The 17,655-nt window shown below is 61.4% G+C and carries 15 protein-coding genes; all 15 read right to left on the bottom strand.

The genetic code is table 11. The features are described 5' to 3' along the window. Positions 1–114: 114 nt before the first annotated feature. Positions 115–1,299: an ATP-grasp domain-containing protein gene (locus tag EKG36_RS07155; RefSeq protein WP_126482507.1), complete on the bottom strand. Its 1,185-nt coding sequence runs from the start codon at positions 1,297–1,299 to the stop codon at positions 115–117. Positions 1,300–1,328: 29 nt separating this feature from the next. Further along, positions 1,329–1,976, bottom strand: coding sequence for a hypothetical protein (locus tag EKG36_RS07150; protein WP_126482505.1), 648 nt, complete (start codon positions 1,974–1,976; stop codon positions 1,329–1,331). 66 nt (positions 1,977–2,042) lie between these two features. Next, positions 2,043–2,963, bottom strand: a complete 921-nt coding sequence (locus EKG36_RS07145; RefSeq protein ID WP_126482503.1) for a glycosyltransferase family 2 protein — start codon at positions 2,961–2,963, stop codon at positions 2,043–2,045. A 564-nt stretch (positions 2,964–3,527) separates the two neighbouring features. Next, positions 3,528–4,151 (bottom strand): sugar transferase, encoded by a 624-nt coding sequence (locus tag EKG36_RS07140; RefSeq protein WP_126482501.1) that lies wholly within the window; start codon positions 4,149–4,151, stop codon positions 3,528–3,530. A gap of 285 nt (positions 4,152–4,436) precedes the next feature. Beyond that, entirely contained in the window at positions 4,437–5,333 is an 897-nt protein-coding gene (locus EKG36_RS07135) for a GNAT family N-acetyltransferase (protein ID WP_185827502.1), read from the bottom strand. Between the two features lie 31 nt (positions 5,334–5,364). Continuing rightward, complete coding sequence (locus tag EKG36_RS07130; RefSeq protein ID WP_126482497.1) at positions 5,365–7,299, bottom strand: asparagine synthetase B family protein; 1,935 nt, start codon at positions 7,297–7,299, stop codon at positions 5,365–5,367. Then, positions 7,296–8,372 carry a glycosyltransferase family 4 protein gene (locus tag EKG36_RS07125; protein WP_126482495.1) on the bottom strand — a complete coding sequence of 359 codons (1,077 nt, stop codon included), beginning with the start codon at positions 8,370–8,372 and terminating at the stop codon, positions 7,296–7,298. Before EKG36_RS07125 ends, EKG36_RS07130 begins: the two co-directional genes overlap by 4 nt. An 11-nt stretch (positions 8,373–8,383) precedes the next feature. Next, on the bottom strand, positions 8,384–9,580 hold the full coding sequence (locus EKG36_RS07120; RefSeq protein ID WP_246007449.1) for a glycosyltransferase family 4 protein: 1,197 nt from the start codon (positions 9,578–9,580) through the stop codon (positions 8,384–8,386). Between the two features lie 159 nt (positions 9,581–9,739). Continuing rightward, on the bottom strand, positions 9,740–11,074 hold the full coding sequence (locus EKG36_RS07115) for an O-antigen ligase family protein (RefSeq protein ID WP_185827501.1): 1,335 nt from the start codon (positions 11,072–11,074) through the stop codon (positions 9,740–9,742). Continuing rightward, the gene (locus EKG36_RS07110) at positions 10,977–12,002 is read right to left on the bottom strand and encodes a polysaccharide deacetylase family protein (protein ID WP_185827500.1); all 1,026 of its coding nucleotides are present in this window, start codon (positions 12,000–12,002) and stop codon (positions 10,977–10,979) included. Before EKG36_RS07110 ends, EKG36_RS07115 begins: the two co-directional genes overlap by 98 nt. Further along, positions 11,986–13,110 (bottom strand): ATP-grasp domain-containing protein, encoded by a 1,125-nt coding sequence (locus EKG36_RS20450; protein ID WP_185827499.1) that lies wholly within the window; start codon positions 13,108–13,110, stop codon positions 11,986–11,988. The genes EKG36_RS07110 and EKG36_RS20450 overlap by 17 nt, the downstream gene beginning before the upstream one ends. Further along, positions 13,091–14,221, bottom strand: coding sequence for a glycosyltransferase family 4 protein (locus EKG36_RS07105; protein WP_126482487.1), 1,131 nt, complete (start codon positions 14,219–14,221; stop codon positions 13,091–13,093). Before EKG36_RS07105 ends, EKG36_RS20450 begins: the two co-directional genes overlap by 20 nt. Further along, a complete protein-coding gene (locus tag EKG36_RS07100; RefSeq protein ID WP_126482485.1) occupies positions 14,218–15,360 on the bottom strand; it encodes a hypothetical protein in 1,143 nt (380 codons plus the stop codon). The genes EKG36_RS07105 and EKG36_RS07100 overlap by 4 nt, the downstream gene beginning before the upstream one ends. Then, positions 15,357–16,640: a DUF4910 domain-containing protein gene (locus tag EKG36_RS07095; protein ID WP_126482483.1), complete on the bottom strand. Its 1,284-nt coding sequence runs from the start codon at positions 16,638–16,640 to the stop codon at positions 15,357–15,359. Before EKG36_RS07095 ends, EKG36_RS07100 begins: the two co-directional genes overlap by 4 nt. Next, a complete protein-coding gene (locus EKG36_RS07090; protein ID WP_185827498.1) occupies positions 16,637–17,644 on the bottom strand; it encodes a polysaccharide deacetylase family protein in 1,008 nt (335 codons plus the stop codon). The genes EKG36_RS07095 and EKG36_RS07090 overlap by 4 nt, the downstream gene beginning before the upstream one ends. Between the last annotated feature and the right edge of the window lie 11 nt (positions 17,645–17,655).

Raw genomic sequence — 17,655 nt, 5'->3', positions numbered from 1 at the left:
TGCATCCTTATGAAGTTTAACATTGCCTTGACGCCGACCAGGAATACACTAGCTGGAATCTGACAACTCTAATGCTTGAATCTTATTGTTTCCAAAGTCCATTTTTTAACAGCCTCACCCTACTTTGATATCAGTTTCTCTGACAGCCAGCCTGGCCAAGCGATTTACATCGCTATTAGACAGATGCCTATTGTTATGAATGACACAGAAAATGAAGTCTGAATTCTTCTGTGGACGCCCGCCCACCTTGTTCTTCAGAAGTGGATTGAACTGTATTGAGCACCCCCCTAACATATCCGACATCTTTTTTATCAAACTGTCCTGGAGCAATACGTTATCGCCGTAATCATGGTAAACATAGTCCATGACGAGCTCACCTCTTTTCCTGAGCCCCATGTGATTTCTCACCTCACCACCTGTAATCAAGCCAATGTAGTCATCAACAATGTCAAACCCTTGAACTTCTGAGGCATACTTCACAAAATATACGCCCCCGCCGACTCCAATATCCATTTCAATGAGCTTTACCGTTCCTTCATGCACAAGCACATCGGCCTTCACAATTGAGTTTTCGACATTCATTTTGCTCAGGAGGCTTTTGAAATAATGGTTCAACAAGGCTTCTGCAGTCATGTCAAAAGACAAGCGCCCCAAGAGACAGCTGCCTGCCGCAGACTCTCTTCTTATCGGGCATAAAGTCTTGATTGTTCGATTGTGAACCAATAGCAAGACCCGGTATTCCTTTCCTTCAACGTATTCCTGAACAACACAACCAGGCAGGCCTTGCTCGTTTATCTTTTCCAAGACCTCCTTGCCACTTAACGTATAAACCCCTAAACTTCCTCTTCCTACAACCGGCTTCACAATATACATCTTGTCCTTTTTCACTTTGACAGTTAAATCCTTAAACTCATCCCCGTAAAAGGTCTCTATATGCCCCGCTTTTATTTTTTTATAAAGTTTTTGCTGTTCCTTCTTGTCTATCCCGACTGATAGATTTCCGGGAATTTGCGTACACAATGAGAATGCGCGATCAATATATTGAAGGGTATCTATCGCACCTCCCCCAGAGAAAGACCCAGCACCCAGCACTCTTTCTCCAAGACTTTTTATCCAGCTAACAGCCTCGGCGCCATTAGATGTGTCAATTTCCTCAAAGTAATCGCACAAAGACACTGCATATGGATCATTTCTTCCTCGACCAAATGCAGCGACTTTATATTCATGAGCCTTAAGCTTCTCAATAAACTTCCTTTGAGCGCAACCAGCTCCGACTGAAACCACCAACTGGTTAGTCATTGGCTCTCCAGGCTTGATTCACAATTACACTACAAGTAATCTAACGCATCACTTACTTCAAACAGACCCCTCAATCGGCTCAACCATTCCTCATTGTTAACACCAGTCCTTTCCGACCTGGCATAGCCATCAACCAACTCCAATATTTCTTTTATGCTCTCGCCTTCAACCTCCCTGAAGAAAGACTTATAATAGCGCCTCCACTTCGTCTTATTCTTGTCGGACCACCCTTGCGAAAGATCATACACGCCTTTATGAAGTGAAGAATAACGTGCGGCTAAAAAAATCAATATCGTAGAGGCTCTCGGACGATAACCGCCATGACTCAACTTGATTCGATTATTCCTGGAGACCATCGGCAGCTTCCACAACTCTCCTCCCGGCATTTCTACTACCAACCCCCACAGCACATCTATGGGAACACTCACTCCCCCCGCCTGCATAACATAAACATCCATATATGCAGGATATGCCTTTTTTGACTTTTCAGCATTCACCTTATTCATCAATGTTAAAAAATCTTTTTTGCTTTTATTGTCAATCACCACATCTATATCATTCCCCCATGGCATGTCAGAAGGGGGAAGAAGTGAAGAATGCTTTACATAGTTTACACCGACATCATCCATGGCAGAGAACAAATAACTGCTGACAGTTTCCAGTTCATTACGAGACATAATGTCACCTTGCAACACTTACTGTTGCCATAATCACCAACTCATTCAATCTCAGCTCGACATGGACTATCCACTTTTTAGGCCTTTAAGCCATGGCCTGACAAGGTTCTTGGAGGAAGAAATCAAAAAACCCAGGCAAAATGATGCTATTACACGTTTCCTGTCGTTGACATTATTTTGCGCTATACAGCTCAAGCTGCGCACCATATGCTTTCGCGCCTCTCTACTGTTTCCTTGTTCATAAAAGTATTGCGCAATCCAAAAATTGGTTTGTGAGCGCTGCAGATTGAGAAACTCCGCATTGCTTTCAAGCAAGCCTCCACAGACCCCCCCCGAATGCTTTCTCCATACCGCAGTAATATCTTCAAGCGTACACACCTCACCTTGCTGTTGCAGGATAGCCTGCAATACGGTATCCCCAAAATAACATCGAGAAGAAAGCTGCTCGGGAACTTCTATACTGGAAGGGTACATGAACGTCCTTGTCCCCCCGCTTAACAACGGCGAGATAATAACACCATCCTCCACCGCCAAAGCTCTCGTCTTGAGCAATGAGACATTCCGGTTCTGGCGTAAAAAATCCACCTGCTTTTGCAATTTAAGGTCATCGATCCAGTAATCATCTCCTTCACATATAGCTATGAACCTCCCCTTTGCCATCCCCAGGAGCACAGGCAATGCCTTGATATTTGGCCATGTGTTTTTATTCTCAATTCTTGATTTCACTATCTTTGGGTATGCTTTCTCATACTTCCTTATCACTTCTTGAGTGTTATCATGAGAACAATCATCCCGAATAATAATCTCATACCTGAAACTTGTTCTCTGTGCTAAAAACCCCTTGATGGCATCTTCAATGAAACTGCCATGCTGATAAGCAGGACATAGAATGCTTACAACAACGTCTTCACTTTTCCAAGCATCAACAATCTCTCCTTCGCTAAGAGGCTCTAGCGGGCAAGGAGCTGGTTCACCTATCTGATTCATGGAACACCTCTATCGACAGAAAGAGGATCATGAGAAACTTTTCTGTTTCCCTTAAGAGCGCTACATATAGATAGTGCTTTTTCTGGCTTCTGATTGAATTCAGGAAGGAGACTACCGGCAAGCGCATCGCCTGACCCAAGATGGTGCCAGACCTGTACGGTTGCCCCTTCGGTTGGACTGGGACGGGTTCACCATGACTGACTGATCTTTCCCAGCTTTATGAGACACGGATGTGGCTCGGGGCTCAGCCCGAGGGGCATGAAGACCTTCTAGCGATATCTCTTCGCGCCCCATCCCGCCTTGCCGAGCCCCCTCGGTGCCAGTGCAGCGGCATGGTGCCATTGGAGCCAAGGAAGTATTCGCTGCCGTGGAACTGGGCGCCCCCTTTCACAGCGGCGCCCCTCACCGCCACTCTGCTACTTGACGCGATTAGCTCCCGGTATCTTGGAAATGACATGGATCTCTTCCCGGATGTAGCCAGGCCAGGGTGAAATGGGGCCACGGCGCACGGGGTATCCTTGAATGCTCTGCAAGCGGAAGGTGGGATGCCATACCGGAATCGGGCTAGCCGACCAGAGTGTCCCATATCAGCCGCACGTCCTGCATCAGGCCCCAATGGCGCAGATATTCCAGGTTGAGGCGCACTTTTTCGGGATACACTTCGGTGCGGTTGTAGGTATCAGGATCCGGTTGCTTGGCGAGCAGCTCTTCTTCTCCGCGAAAGCGTAGCGTCGCAGGTCCGGTAATGCCGGGTCGCACGCTGAGGATGGCCAAGGCCTCGCCTCCTAGTCGATCGGCGAATCCAGGCACGTCGGGACGGGGCCCCACGAAGCTCATGTCACCGATCAACACGTTCCACAGTTGCGGCAATTCATCGATCTTGGTCCTGCGCAACAAGCGGCCGATACGGGTGATACGTGGATCGTTGGCGGCCGTGACCGTGGTGTGGATATGGGCTCGGGGCCGCATGGTCTTGATCTTGTACAGGGTGAAGAGCCTGCCCCCTCGCCCCACTCGCTGTTGAGCGAAGAGCCCATGGCTGCGGGTATCCAGGCTGGCGACCAGATACGCCAGCAGGATGAGCCAGACCAGGGCTACCAGGCCGATCGAGGCGAAAGTGATATCAAAGCATCGCTTCTGCAGCTGTTGCCGTTCACTCAAGCCTGGGAGAGGCGCTTGTCCGCCCATGTAAATCCCCATCCTGCATGCTCACTCCGTGGTGGATCGAGAACCGGGCGGGCAACCCGCGCCGGCTGTCTGGCGTCCCGCTCTGACATCCAGGCCTGGACCATCAACTCGCTCCATGATCGCGACAGCTGGTATCGCCTTCTGCCCGGTGGGGGGGGCGGTCCAGGCCTGTCCGGACGGCTTCGATGAAGCCCACGATGCCACCCATGCTGTCATGGCCGACCAGATGGTCCGGGCTGTGTCGGCCGACCCGTGCATACCGGGGGAGGATGCCTCTGCTGCCGGTCAGCGACAGCTACGACGAATGGTTTCCTGGGCCAGGATCGCCTTGGCCTTCTGGACGGCGGGTATCCGGGGAACGATGGCGGGTAGCAGCCAACGCCGGAGCCCGTAGGCAGTGTTCACCAGACATCCGAACGCGGGACCATAGACCACCTGCAGACGGGCGTATTGGAGGGTAAAGCCGAAGTTGTCGATGAAGAACTGCTGTACCCGTGTCTGGTGATAGAGTGAGCGGCTGCCATCGGTGACATAGCGGTAGCCGCGCCTGTTGAGATAGTCCTCGAGCATTACATGTGTGAGGGCATAACTGCTGTAATCGCGCAGCGCCTCCGGGTCGTACCAGATGTTCTCCCAGAAGGCCGCCTGGGCCTGCAGGTGATTCTCGGCGAAAGCCACCATGCGATCTCCGCGAAAGACGGCATAGTATTCCACTACCCCCGGGTAGGTCGCGGCGGCTCCGAGACGGTCGGCGAACTCTTCCGGTCGGGGCACGGTGGCCACCCCGACGCCGTCGTAACGTTCCGCGGCCCTGATGCAGACGCTGTGACCCTGTTCCCGCATTTCGTCGAGGGTGGCGCGGCGCACGGTCAGGCGCTTCATCCCCCGGCGAATCTTGCTGCGGGTGTTGGCGCTGCATTGCTGCAAGGAATAGGGTCCGCGACGAATCACGTACCACCAGGGCCCCTCCGCAGCAGTCGTGAACCCCTCGCTCCAGCGCACGAAGGGACAGCGCGCGAGGGACTGGAGGCGCCGGGCATGGTCGCGACTGATCTCTGGCGTGGCGTGGGGCAGGTAGGCGGGCATCATGAAGCCCTGATAGGCATACCAGTCGACCCCTTCCAGATGTACCACGCGATGGCCGGCGGCCGCGAGGAAGCCGGCATAGTCGTTCTCTCGCACCGTACGTCTCCTCTTCGGGCTCGGCCGGCCCTCAGGCGCTCTGTCGAGGTTCGAGGCACTGCACTCGTCCCGCCTGCAGCCGCTCCTCGAGCCCGGCATCGCCGTGACGACCATCGAAGTCCCCCGCCTCTAGGCAGTCCTGCAGCAGTGTCAAGAGGGCGAGTCGCATCAGCACCTGGTGATGGGCCATCGCCCGCTGTTGCGCCTGGAGGCCCGTCAGGCGCATGACCAGGGGTTGAATGCGCCTGACGGAGCGCGCGAGCCGTGGCGATCGGCTGATCCGGCGGCGCAGGTCGTACAGGTGCCGCTGCCACGGGGAACCGCGGTCGCCGGCCACCGACGGACCCGCGAAAAATGACGCGACGAAACGGCGCAGACCATCGGCATCGATGTCCTCGGCCAGTGGTAGCCCGGCGAGGCGCTCAGGGTCCAGGCGGGGCAGCAGCGCCTGCCTCAAGGGGCTCGCCTGGCGCATGAGGCCGGCCCAGTCGATGCCAGCATCCACCGCGGTGACCGGTATGGCGCCGAGCTCAGGAAAGCGCTGTCGCAACAGCGCCACATAGGCCGCCTTGTCGACTCGCCACAGCGGGGCCAGTCGGCTAACCGCCTCCATCACCCCGATCGTCAACATCGGGCGACGGACGCTGAACATGGGGCTCTTGAAATTGCCCGGCGCGAGGATCCATCGCGCAATATAGGTGTGAAAATAGAGGTAGTCCTGGATGTCCTTGGGATCATCATTGGGGCCTGCGGCGATCAAGGCCTCGAGCTCGCCGGCGAAGCACTGCCGCGTCTCCTGCAACGCCGAAGCAGCAAGCAGGTGGGGCAAGGGGTCGCGTGCCGCCTGCCGGGCCTGACGCAGGATGTTATCGATGGCCTCATCGTGTCCTCCCGGCAGGGGGCCGGCGCCGAAGGCCTGGTCGCCGAGGACGACGAAACGGCCCTGGTGTGCCTGCCAGGCATCGAAGGCCTGCAAGTGGCTGGCAAAGCTGCTGGCGTTGTCGCAGAGCAGTTCACTGATCCGACACCAGTCGCGGGCATGGTCGACCCAGCGGTTCCCGTCCAGCCGGCAGACATCGAAGTCCACGCCATACGCCCCGGCCAGACGGCGGGCGAGATCGGGGTCAGAGAGCGGCAGGTCGTCCCTGGCCGCCCAGGTCAGCGCCCGCGCGGGCAGATGACCGAGGCGGTGTGTGTAGGCCAGGATTCCCCGGGAATCGAGGCCGCCGGTCAGAAAGAGCTGGTAGCGATCGTGGTCACCGAGGTCGTCGAGCATCCGACGGTGCGAACAGGCCAGGGCCGCGTCCAGGGTCTCCACCGCCTCGTTTTGCGTCTGGATCCGGGATTCAAAGCGCAGGTCCCAGTAGCGCCGACGCTCGAGCAGCCCTGACGCCGGCTGGCAGTGCAGCAGTTCCCCCGGGCCGAGGCGCGTGATGCCCTCGAACATCGTGCGGTTGCCGATCAGGTAACGGTTCATCAGAAACTGCAGAGTGCTTTGGCGATCCAGCCGGGCCGTCTCGCCCAGCAACCGCAGCACCGCCTTGGCTTCCGGGGCGAAGGCCAGCCGTCCGTGCCGCCAGGCATAGCACAGCGGCACGCTGCCGATAGGATCGGTGAACAGCCACAGGCTGCCTTGCCGGACATCCCAGAGCACGATGGCATGGCTGCCCTCCCCCCTCAGCAGGCCATCCAGCCCTCGCTGAAGATAGCGCTCCACCAGGGTGCGGGCATCACAGCACCGCCCCTCGAGTATGACGCTGCCATGCAGGATCAGCCGTACCCCATGACCGTCGTGCCAGGACAACTGCCCGGGGCTGGCGGTCCAGTCGAGGCCGCCGAGCTCGACCGGGCCACCACCCGGCAACCATTGCGCCGAGGCATGGGTGCCATGCAGCAGGCTCGCCGCCGCGAGTTCGAGCTGACGACGCGGCGCGCCGAGGTGCACGCCCCCCATCAGGCCGCTCATTGTGACATCCCCTGGACACCGTCACAGAGGGTCTGATCGGTCTCGGCCAGGGTGGCCAGCAGCGCGGGCATGACTTCGTCCACGTGGTAAGCGGCGGCCGCTTCCCGGGCGGCGGCCTTCATGGCCAGCAGGGCCTCGTAGTCGCGGTTCAGCCCGTCCAGGCACTGGACCAGGGCTTCGGCATCACCAGGGGGGAACAGCAGGCCCGTGATCCCGTCGATCACGACCTCAGCGTTGTCCTGCCAGTCTGTGGCGATCACGGCGAGGCCGGCGGCGTAGGCCTCCACGATCACCCCGGGAAAGCCCTCGCCGTCATACTGGGTCGGGAAGAGCAAGGCGTCGTAACGACTCAGGGTGGTGATGACAGCATCCGCCGCCAGGGCGCCACGGTAGTTGATGGCATCGCCGCGGCCCTGCAGGAGTCGCTCCAGCCAGTCCCGATCGACATCGGCCACCGGGCCATAAAGGTCGAGGGCACAGCGGGGATGCTTGCCGGCGGCATTGAGCGCCTCCACGGCGGCGATGGCCAGACCCGCTCCCTTCGCGGGAATCATGCGTGACAGGAACACCAGCCGGAGCGGGGCGCCAATTTCTTCCGACACCGGGCCTTGCCCGGGAAAGTCCCGAAAATTGGGCAGCCAGTGCAGGTTGTCGAACCCCTGATGCCTGAGCAGCTCGACCATACGGCGGCTCTGCACGTGAAGACTGTCCAGACGGCGCAGGCCGTTCCTCAGCCGTGGGCGGTGCACGAGAAAGGTAGGCAACCAGCCCCCGATCACCAGATAGTGTACCGGTACGGCATGACGCCACCGCCAGTAGAGATAGAACGGCAACAGGTAGCGGAGCCCACGCTCGGCGGGCATGATGATGACGTGGTCGGCGCCCCTAAAGCCAAGCTGGATCCTTGATAGCGTGGCGAGGATATGGTGGCGCACGGCATGCGTGTCGATGCATCGCACGTCTCCCGAGGCCAGTCGTTTGCGCAGCTCGCTGGCTACCAGACGAGTACGCAGGATCTGGCCATCCTGCCCCGGCGTCTGTCCGCCCAGGTTACCGATCAAGCATATCCGCATGACAACGCCTCTCACAACTGATGCTGACGCTGGTTGGCCTGGCGCTCATCCAGCGCCTCCTGCAGCACGGCCTCCAGTTCGTCGGCCAGGTGATCGCGGGAAAAGCGCGTGCGGGCCAGTTCCCGGGCCTTGGCACCGGCGCGCGCCTGTTGTGCCGCATCGGCAAACCAGGCCTCAAGCTGCTTGGCGGCCCGACGGGGATCACGGCTGAGCCGCAGGCCGATATCGTGGCGTTCGATCAGTTCCGCCTGCCAGCCCCCATAGTTGATGGCGACCGGCGTGCCCGAGGCCAGGGCATCGAAAAACTTGTTTGCCGAGTTCTTTTCCATCTCCGGCAGGTCGACAAAGCAGGAAATCGCCATTTCCGCCGCGGCGAAGGCGGCGACGATGCCCTGCTTGGAGCACATGGGATACATGAACAGGTGGCGATCAAGCACTCCCAACCGCCTGGCGGTGTCCCGGACCTGTTCGCCTTGCGCCCCGTCGCCGATGATCACGACATTGAGCGGCGTCCCTTGCGCCCCCAGCGCCGCAGCCAGGTGCGCCAGGTAGTCGACGCCGTTGATCCTGCCCAGGGTGCCGGCATACAGCAGTATCGGTCGCTCGCCAAGCTCGGGGTGCAGGTCGCGGAAACTCCGAGCCGTCGTTGGGCTCGCATCGAACAGTGCGAGATCGCAGCTGTTGGGGATGACCCTGACACGTTCCGGCGGATATCCCGTCGCCACCACCCCATCACGCATGCCGGGGGAAAGGGCCACCACTCGAGCGGCGTTTCGATAGGCGAAGCGCTCCAGTTCTCGGGCCAGACGAATCAGCAGGGGATGGCGCAGCGCCCCCACAGCGATCGGCATCTCGGGCCAGAGGTCGCGCACCTCGAACACCATCGGACAACGCTGGCGCCGGATGGCATAGGCGGCAGGCAGCGCGATGGTCAACGGCGTGCTGGTGGCAAACACCAGATCGGCGGAAAGACTCGCGGCACGGCGTGCGGCGCCGATGGCGAAACGGCCGAAGGCGCGCAGGCGTTGTGGGTAGCCCATATTGTTGTCATAGGGTACGGGCAACCAGTGCACCTCGATGCCCGCCTCGTCGGTAACGAACCAGTCCCTGGAGCCGTCATTCTCGCGCCAGGAAGTCAGCATTCGCACCCGATGCCCGCGGTCGACCAGGCGTCGAGCGAGTTCCCAGGATCGCGTGCTGCCGTTCATGTCGGGGGTGTTGAAGTACTGATGCAGGTACAGTAAGTCCATGTGTGACTCCTTGGCGGAGGATCGAACGTCTCCCGGAAGTTCCCACCATGCCGGGTGAATTTCGCGAGCGGTCCGGCGCCGGGCAGCGTCCGGGCGACCCTACCCTTGCCATGGCATTCAGTGTTGCCGTGCCCAGCGGGTCGCCGCCGGGGCGACAGGAGGGAAGCCGGGGCGCCAGTGATAGACCTCCACGTTGGCTGCCAGCGCCAGCGTTACCCAGAAGAAACGATTGAAGGCCAGGTCGATGGTCATGCCGAACAGGCAGGTGACAGCCATCGCGCTGAGAAACAGTGCGCCGAAAGGGGTGTGGCGTAGCCGCCAGCATCGCCACAATACGGATCCCAGCATACCCAGCCAGCACAGGAACGCCGGAATGCCGAAGGCCAGCAGAATCTGCAGATAGCTGTTGTGCGAATTGATCCCCGTGCCGGTGTGATTATTCCCGCCCAGCTTCTGCATGAAGTCGGGCCCGTGCCCGATCAACGGTTGCTCGGCCAGCATATATCCCGCAGCACGCCAGATATCCAGTCGACTGTTGTCTTCCTGACCGGCCACGGTATTGAAGAGGCGTTCGAGTACCAGGTCGTTGGTGGTCACCTGCCACACGACCAGAAGCAACAAGGGTGGCAGCAGATAGGCGTAGGCCGCGGTATTACGCTGCCTGGCACTAAACCACAGCAGTACGACCACGCCAGCCGACATGGCCAGGAAAGCACCGCGGCTGCCGGTCTTGAGAATGCTCAGCAGGAGTATCGCCACGCCGACGATCCCGGCCAGGAGCTGCCAAAGTCGCAGCGACTTGAGCTTTTCCAGCAGCAGCCAGATCAGGGTGATAAGCCCCAGGGTGAACAGGTAGGCCTGGAGGTTGAGGTCGATTTCCTCGTAGCCGCTGCGACCATTGGACGACTCGATGCCCGCGGTCAGCGCCAGCAGCGCCAGGAAGAGCGCTGCCATGACCACGCTACCCCACAGGAGATGCAACGCCCGGGGATCCTTCGCCAGGTCGAGCAGGATGATGAACAGGATGAAGATCTGCAGCCATTGCAGGTAGAAGCGGAACTGCCAGGCATCCTGGGACAGGAACCGGAACATCTCTGCCAGCAGGGTCGCGCCGATCAGCAGGAACAGCCAGGTCTGGGGGCCCGTGTAGAGACGGTAGCTCAGCGCCCGGGACACCGTGAATGCCAGCGCCAGAATGATTCCGATCGGCGCGGAGGGGGTCCTCAAGAGCGGCAGGCTGGTGAGCTGATGATAGTCGAACAGCGAGACGAAGATGAACAGGCCGGCCAGTAGCAGCAACAGCGTCGGTCGGCGCTCGTGTTCGATGATGAACAGGGGAGGCATGGCAGGCGTCTCACAGGGGGCGCGGCGATAGCGACAGCCGATGAAGCCAGCGCCGCATGCCGTGGAAAGGACCGTCGAGTTCGGCTTCCAGATGGTGGCCGGGCGCATTGGGCAGCCCCCAGCGCGCCAGCGTGAAGGGATCGGCGTTGGCGGAATGGTTGTAACGCTTGTGATAGTCAGGGCGAAAGCAGGAGCGAAAGCCACGCTTCCTGACCTCCTCGACGACGGCATCGGTGTAGCTGCCCCCCGGCAGGCAGAACGACGCTGCCTGAAGCCCGAGGAAGTGCTCCAGATCCGCCCGACAGCGGGCAATCTCGCGCCGGGCCTCGGCAAGCGAGACGCGCCCCAGCAGGGCATGCGAGTAGCCATGGCCACCGATCTCGATGCCATTGGCCTGCAGCAGACGGGCGTCGTCCCAGTTAAGCATGCGGTCGCTGGGGGGCTCGATGCCCAGCCGTTCCGCCAGCGTCTCGATCACGGCATCCCGATCTTCGCGGCCTCGGGTGACGATGCCCGCCTTGACGCGCTGACAGGCGGCGCGACGCTGCACGGGGCGGGTCAGGGGCCAGGGTCGCCCCCCCAGCAGGGGGTGCGTTATCGCCGGTACCCGCGTGCGCTGGAAGAGCACACCCAGACGCTCCGACCAGGGCAACTCACCGGTGGTCAGCGACCGCGTCACCACGAAGATAGTCGCCGGGACACGATAACGTTCCAGCAGCGGAAAGGCGTGCTCCAGATTGTCGCGAAAGCCATCGTCGATGGTCAGCACCACGGATCGGGCCGGTACGGCACGGCCTTGCTCCAGGCAGCCAACCAGGGTCGACAGCGGAATGATCTCGTAATGACGGGTCAGGTAGGCCAGCTGGGCCTCGAACCAGGCCGGATTCAATCCCTGCAGGTAGCCCTCGTCATCGTCACGGAAACGATGGCCATAAAGGATCATGGTCCCCTCGTCGCGCCTCAGCCGCCGTCCCAGGGCGCTGAGGCCGACGCCCACCACGCCGCGACTGGCCAGGTCTCTAATGAGCTCTTTCATGACGGTATCGCTCCAAGGCGTAGCGCAGACGTTCATTGGCACAGGCGTTACGGGCATAGTCACCAGCCTCGAAGCGCCACCCATCGGCGCCGTCGCGTACCATGCGGCCGGGCCTGCCATCCAGGCGCAGCTGGTCGATGCTGACGCTGGCGCCAAAGATGGTCTGCAGCTCGTTGACCAGCAGGGTGCCATCCGGCGTTTCGAAGAGGTCAATGTCCATGCTGCGGAATCCCGCCGCTTCGGTGATCGCGTGCAGCAGCTCGAGATGGCGGTGTTCCGGTGGCGCCCACTCCACCCGCCCGGAGCCACTGTGTAGCCCTCCCACGCTGCCCTTGAGATGGCCGAAATAGGAGTCGCCGATGCGCACCATGCGCCATTCGCGCACCTCGGGCAGGTATTCCTGCAGCAGCAGGCTCCCCCACTCGCGATCGCGCCTGTCATGACCGGCCGGGACGTGCCCCCCGGCGAAGGCGCACCTGACGATCCGCATCAGGTCCCGGCGGCGATGCACGATGCGCACGCCGCAGGCCGCCGCGCCGAAACGGGTCTTGAAGACGATCGGCAACGGGCAGTCGAGTGCAAAACGGCGTGCTTCGGCAACGTCGAAGAAGATCCAGGTCCGAGGGTGAGCGATGCCATGCACCACCAGCCAGTCGCGTGTACGGATCTTGTCCTCGTACATCCAGGCCTCGGCGACGCCGGGCATTACAGGCAACCCCAGCGCCTGCTCGATGAGCGCGCAGCGATCCTTGTAGAGCCGCGCGTAAGGCCCCAGGCTGGCGTCCGGCCAGGCCAAGAAGAGCCCGCAGCCGCTGGCCCCGACCCGCTCGAACCAGTCGTCACAGGCGATGTCGATCACCCGGAACGGCACGCCCATTTCCTGACAGGCACGCACGTAGTGGGTATGCCGCTGAACGCGGTTCTTGAAAATGCCGACGCGCACCGGGCTGCCGTAGCGGTTGACGTCGCCGGCGGTCACACCGGACAGCGGGTCGCGCCGGGCGAAGTAGCGACGTTTGACCTCCGTCAGCGAGACGTGATGCTGCACGGCACGCCGGAGATCGCGCGGCACCCAGCGCCGGGCCAGGTCAACCCAGTCGACGGACATTCTCGCTCCCCAGCATATCCGTATAGAGATTCAGGTAATCATCGATGAAGCGCGCCTGGTGAAACCAGTCAATGGCCAGGCGCCGGGACTGCCGCCCCATCCGCTGACGCTCGTCCGGCGCGGTCAGCAGCATCCGCTCCATGGCGTCGGCGATCGACTCGGGATCGGTCTCGTCGAAGACGAAGCCGTTGTCGGCGCGCTCGACGATCATCGGCAGGTCGGACACCCGCCCGACCAGCAGTGGCAAACCGCAGGCCATGCCCTCTGCCACGGCATTGGGAAACCCCTCCTGAAGCGACGCATGAATCAGCACGTGGGCCCCCTGGTACGCTCGCTCGACATCGCGTGTCTCGCCATGGAAGGTGACCAGCCGCGCGATACCCAGCCGCTCGGCCAGCCCCCGGGCACGGCGATAGGCCGCCGATGGGTGATGGTCGCCCTCCAGCCCCAGGCGTCCATACCAATCGAGCCGGAACACCGCGCCACAACGCCGGTATACCCGCCCGGCGGCCTCGACGACGCGTTCCGGGTTCTTGACGGCATAGGCGCTCCCCACTGCACAGAATCGCAGGGGGGATGTCGGCAGGCAGGTGGGCGGTGGCTGAAAGCGCGCCAGATCCAGGCCATTGCGCACCACGGCCACGCGTCCGCGCAGCCAGGGAGCCAGGCGCTCGAGGCTGCGACGATTCATGTCGGTCTCGGTGACCACTCCATCGGCGAACCCAAAGAGACACAGCGCGATCCACAGCGACGGCTTGCGCCGTCCATAGGTGGCGGTAGAGAAGTCGCTCACCAACACCCGGCACGGCATCCGCGCATGCCGGGCCAGGACGGCAACGCCGGAGGCCCGTTTCATGAAGGCGTGCACAACCTGGGGAGCGAACGCGTCCAGCCAGCGTCGCGTCAACGCGATGCTCTCCAGGCGACTGCTGGCCTCGGCGGTGCGCACCACCACGCCTTGAGCCACGAGCTCCGCGTCGAATGCCGACGCGCCCCGGTAGCAGAGCACCTCCACCCGGTGGCCCTGCTGTGCCAGTCCCGCGGCGAGGCGCATCAGCTGGCGCTCGGCCCCCCCCTGCTCGAGCCGCGCAACCACCAGGCCGATCTTCATGCGTTCTCCCCCAGCAAGTCGTCCTGCTCGGTCCCCGCCTGCGCCCAGTCGAGCGCGGCGTCCTGATGAAAGAAGCGATGCGGGTCTCTGACATGCGCGCGGAAATAGGCATAGCAATCGCGCATGATGCGAGTCTCCCCATTGCAAGGCTTCAGCTGCCTCTCATCGGGTTCAAAGACATCGAAGGGAACCGCGCCGGCGAAAATCGTATGACAGGTCTGGAAGGCGCTCGAGTAGAGCATCCCGACCCTGGCCGGCGGGCATTCACAGCGAATCAGCTCGATCTCGACCGGTCCCGAGCGCTTGGCCAGCTCGATCCCCGCGGCGGCGGCGAGGCTGCCGAGGCAGGTGGGCCACTCTCGCGGATGGGGCAGGTAGCGCAACCGACGTCCTCGATAGACGTTCGTGGCGATGCTGCGGATGAGCTCGGCGTAGGCCGTGGCGGATATCACGCCGAATTCGACCAGTGGCTGGCCAAGGAACCAGATATCGTCGGCGCCCCGCGAGCTGTCATAGCGTCGCGACACTTGCGCGCGCAGATAGGAGTAGGTATTCAGCAGCAGGCGGTGCTGCCTGCGCCCCTGCGGATAGGCGGTGTACCACCAAGCATGTGCCAGCGGATCATGCCGAATGCCGATCATGCGCTTGCGCAGCTGGCGGCTGCGCGAATTGACGGCGGGATCGAAGACCGCGCTCGCTGTGCCGTCGTCGCAGATCAGCAGTTCGTCCGCTGCGCTCTGGGCCGCGAAGTCCTGATGGATGACCTCGTAGGGATTGCCGATGACCACCAGCTCGAGCGGCGGCCAATCCTCGAGCATGAGGCCGATCCGGCGATGGGCCTGCCGATCTGTGAGCAGATCGACCAGGCAGCGCACATAGCGACCGGCGCGCTGCTCCGGCAACTGCGTGCCGGCCGGCACCACCTCCACGCGCCGCCAGCTGGCGAATCCGGGGAGATCGGCGAAATCGAGAAGGTTGTAGAACGCTTCCTGTATTGCTAAGTAACGCTCCCGACACGCCAGCTCCTCGACCAGCTCCAGGGCGTTCAAGTATTGCAGGGGTGTCGAGACAATCACCCCGACGGTCCGCTGCTTCATGGCCGCAGGCATTGCCATGATGCCGGCGTATCGACTGTTCATGACAACTCCACCAGGCCGCGCCGGGCCCACTCGCCGAGGTATTCCTCGACCGTCGAGACCGGCAGGCCCACCCGCTCGGCCAGCAGGGCCACTCCGGTGGGTCGCGTCAAGGTGGGCACCAGCTCCATCAGTTGGCGCAGCTTTCGGCGCCGCTCGTCTGGAACGTCGCCGAAGGCCACCTGCCCGGGATCGACGTAGAGATCGTAATCGGGGTGTGACAGGCAGATGTTGCCGGTGAAGCGCTTGCGGACCACCGCTCCCGACTCGAGCAACTCGACCGCCTCTTGCAGAACCGCGACCGCCTCCTCGAGGCGCTCGGGCCGGATCCGCTCGACGCTGTCGCGATCACAGTGGTACTCGGGATACGGATAGCGCGAGAGCGAGGCCATCGGGATGCCATAGGCCTCCCAGATGTACTCATCATTGATCAGCCAGCGGGCGAATGCGCCGGTACGGTGGCGGCAGTCTCGCCTTTCCAGTACCGCGGCCAGGGCGAGCTCGAGGTTGGACTGCTGTCCCCGGGAGAACTGCAGCGTCAGCTCGGTGGATGAACCGAGCATCTCCAGCATCACCCCCTCGAGCAGGCACTCGCGCTGCTCGCGAGGCAAGTGTCCAAGATAGTATTCGTTGCCCATGATCCCCGGCGCCAGCACCAGCCGGTAGCCGAATCGGGCCGGCTCCCGACGCCGTATCAGCGCCTCGAACAGGGCGATGCCCACCGCCACCCCCGACAGGCCGTCATTGGCGACGCCGGGATGATCCAGGTTGGCACCGAAGACGACGGTATCACTGGTGCGTCCGGGCAAGTCGAGGGTCAGCGCCTTGAGGGTACCCGCGCCCTCCTCCGTCTCGATGATCACTTCATAATCGCCCTCGGCCAGCTCATCGTAGAAGGTCTGCGGAACGCAGAACCCCCAGTCGCGCTGCCAGCTGCGGAACAACTGCCGGAAATGGAACGGGATGGCGTCCGGATAGCGATGGTCATAATGCAAATGGCGTCGCAGCTCCTCGCGGTCAACCGTGCCCTCGAACGAGGTCGAGAGCGATATCACCGCCAGCGGATGGTGACGACCGTCATAGATCACGCGTCCCCGGTGGATGATCTGCGCCCGCCTGACGTCCCAGCTTGGCGGGATCACCCAGCCGTTATAGGGTACGTCGGCGGGATAGGTATGCTCCTGGAACGGCAAGCGCTCCTTCAGGTAGGCCACGGTGACATCCATGTCGCGGGAACAGATCACCCGATTGAGGGGGGTCAGATCCCTGAGCAACGTCATCATGACGAGACTCCCGCTCCCCAGCGGCTCGAAGAGGCTGCCACCCAAGCCCACTCCCCGGGAACGGCATCGGCCTGTGCCGGCAAGTCATTGGTATCCACCCGTGGCAGCCGCAGCGGATCGTGGCGCCAGACATCGGCCAGGTCGACTTCCACGGTCAGCCCCAGCGCACAGCCACGCTCACGCAGCATCGCCAGCAAGCCGTCGTCATAACCTCCATAGGGGTAACACATCACCCAATCGTGTCGTGGCACCCCCAATTCGCCCAGAAACGCCAGACTGGCGTCGACCTCCTGGCGCTGCCATTCACCAGGCAGGGTGTTCAACCAACGATGCCGATCGCCGTGACTGCCGATACACATACCCATCGCGTGAATTTCGCGCAATTGATCGACGCTCATGTAAAGATCGGCCGCGAAGTCAGCCTCGTCGGTGGTCACGAAACGGCGGAACAGACGTTCGATGACCCGTTCCCGCAGGCCGTCGGGCAATCCCTTCTGCAACATCCGTTTTACGAAGGTGACCTCAGGGCCGTCGTAGCGGCTCTCGTGGGCATAGGTCCCGAAGTAGGCGGCATTGTCGGCCAGGTCATGCTCGCCGCGATGCTCGTCCAGCGCCGCGAAGATTGCCTCGACCAGGCACCCCGGCTCCTCGACGCTGGCGAGGGTGAAATGGACCTTGTTGACGTCGAGCACCCTGCCCTCACGCACCGCACATGCCGGCGGGAAGAAACTGCCTTGCCAGCCCCTTTCCACCAGCAGCGGCACCACATGCTCGTAATGGTCCCGATAGCCGTCATCGAAGGTCAGCAGCAGGGGCCGAGGTGGCAGCGGCTCGCCCCGTGTGGCAGCGATTACCTGCTCCATGTCGACGACCGTATAATGGCGGCCGATGAAGTCGAGCTGACCGCGGAAGCAGGACAGTTCCAGCGCCTTGAGCTCGGGATAGCGGCTCCTGTGCAGCGGACGCACGTAGTGGTACATCACGATGGTCAATGGGTTCGACATCGGGCATTTCT

The sequence above is a fragment of the Halomonas nitroreducens genome (assembly GCF_003966155.1).
In the GTDB taxonomy this organism is placed as follows: domain Bacteria; phylum Pseudomonadota; class Gammaproteobacteria; order Pseudomonadales; family Halomonadaceae; genus Halomonas; species Halomonas nitroreducens.
Note: the sequence above shows the minus strand (reverse complement) of the source record. Positions and strands in the feature narration are given on the sequence as shown.

What these genes read in the sequence shown, in the direction of transcription:
- EKG36_RS07145 (WP_126482503.1), bottom strand. Translation starts at nt 2,963, where the DNA reads ATGAATCAGATAGGTGAACCAGCTCCTTGCCCGCTAGAGCCTCTTAGC.
- EKG36_RS07130 (WP_126482497.1), bottom strand. Translation starts at nt 7,299, where the DNA reads ATGAGCGGCCTGATGGGGGGCGTGCACCTCGGCGCGCCGCGTCGTCAG.
- EKG36_RS07090 (WP_185827498.1), bottom strand. Translation starts at nt 17,644, where the DNA reads ATGTCGAACCCATTGACCATCGTGATGTACCACTACGTGCGTCCGCTG.
- EKG36_RS07105 (WP_126482487.1), bottom strand. Translation starts at nt 14,221, where the DNA reads ATGAAGATCGGCCTGGTGGTTGCGCGGCTCGAGCAGGGGGGGGCCGAG.
- EKG36_RS07125 (WP_126482495.1), bottom strand. Translation starts at nt 8,372, where the DNA reads ATGCGGATATGCTTGATCGGTAACCTGGGCGGACAGACGCCGGGGCAG.
- EKG36_RS07150 (WP_126482505.1), bottom strand. Translation starts at nt 1,976, where the DNA reads ATGTCTCGTAATGAACTGGAAACTGTCAGCAGTTATTTGTTCTCTGCC.
- EKG36_RS07155 (WP_126482507.1), bottom strand. Translation starts at nt 1,299, where the DNA reads ATGACTAACCAGTTGGTGGTTTCAGTCGGAGCTGGTTGCGCTCAAAGG.
- EKG36_RS07120 (WP_246007449.1), bottom strand. Translation starts at nt 9,580, where the DNA reads ATGAACGGCAGCACGCGATCCTGGGAACTCGCTCGACGCCTGGTCGAC.
- EKG36_RS20450 (WP_185827499.1), bottom strand. Translation starts at nt 13,110, where the DNA reads ATGTCCGTCGACTGGGTTGACCTGGCCCGGCGCTGGGTGCCGCGCGAT.
- EKG36_RS07100 (WP_126482485.1), bottom strand. Translation starts at nt 15,360, where the DNA reads ATGAACAGTCGATACGCCGGCATCATGGCAATGCCTGCGGCCATGAAG.
- EKG36_RS07110 (WP_185827500.1), bottom strand. Translation starts at nt 12,002, where the DNA reads ATGAAAGAGCTCATTAGAGACCTGGCCAGTCGCGGCGTGGTGGGCGTC.
- EKG36_RS07140 (WP_126482501.1), bottom strand. Translation starts at nt 4,151, where the DNA reads ATGGGCGGACAAGCGCCTCTCCCAGGCTTGAGTGAACGGCAACAGCTG.
- EKG36_RS07095 (WP_126482483.1), bottom strand. Translation starts at nt 16,640, where the DNA reads ATGATGACGTTGCTCAGGGATCTGACCCCCCTCAATCGGGTGATCTGT.
- EKG36_RS07115 (WP_185827501.1), bottom strand. Translation starts at nt 11,074, where the DNA reads ATGCGCCCGGCCACCATCTGGAAGCCGAACTCGACGGTCCTTTCCACG.